Here is a 717-nt window from a genome sequence, read left to right as displayed (position 1 = left end):
GGCGTCCAGGTCGTGGCCGTCGAGGTACTGGGTGAAGGTGTTGCGCCCCTGGTCGTAGCCGCGGGCACAGACCTCGGTGTGGATGGCCTCGGCACTCGCCGCCAGCCGCAGGAGCGTCTGGCGGTCGGCGCCGCCGTGGCGTTCCAGCACCCGCACCGCTCGGTCGAGGGCCACCCAGGCCCACACCAGGGAGGAGACGTAGCGGCGCGGGGTGCCCCTGCTCTCCCACATCCCGTCGTCGGGCTGCTCCCACAGCTGCTCGGCCTTGAGCGCGAGGGCGAGGAGCAGGTGGTCGGCGTCCGGGCACGGCGGGATGCCTGCGTCGTCCATCTGCGCGAGCAGGTCGGCGAGTTCGCCGTACACGTCCAACTGGTGCTGTTCGGCGGCGGCGTTGCCGACCCGGACCGGCTCGGAGTCGCGGTAGCCCGGCAGGTGGGGCTGGGGCTCCTCGGCCGGCACCGGGCCGCCGTCGATCCCGTACAGGGGCTGGAGGGCGTCCGGGTCGATGTGGGTGGTCAGCCAGGTGCGGTAGGCGATGGGCTCGTCGGTGTATCCCAACGCGAGGAGGGACTGCATCATCCACGCGGTGTCGCGCGGCCAGGTGTAGCGGTAGTCCCAGTTGCGTACACCGCCGATGGGCGCGGGCAGCGAGGTGGTCGGGGCCGCGACCGCGGCGCCGCCGAGGTCGCACAGGCCCTTGAGGGTGAGCGCCGACCG

Annotated in this window: 1 protein-coding gene; it reads right to left on the bottom strand. The window is 73.2% G+C overall.

The annotated features are described in order from the left end of the window. On the bottom strand, positions 1-717 hold a 717-nt coding region (locus ACLWS4_RS37215), incomplete at both ends, for a glycoside hydrolase family 15 protein (RefSeq protein ID WP_416876453.1).

It is taken from the genome of Kitasatospora sp. SC0581 (assembly GCF_048159585.1).
GTDB lineage: Bacteria > Actinomycetota > Actinomycetes > Streptomycetales > Streptomycetaceae > Kitasatospora.
The sequence above is the reverse complement of the archived record's forward strand: the minus strand, read 5'-3'. Positions and strand labels throughout refer to the sequence as shown.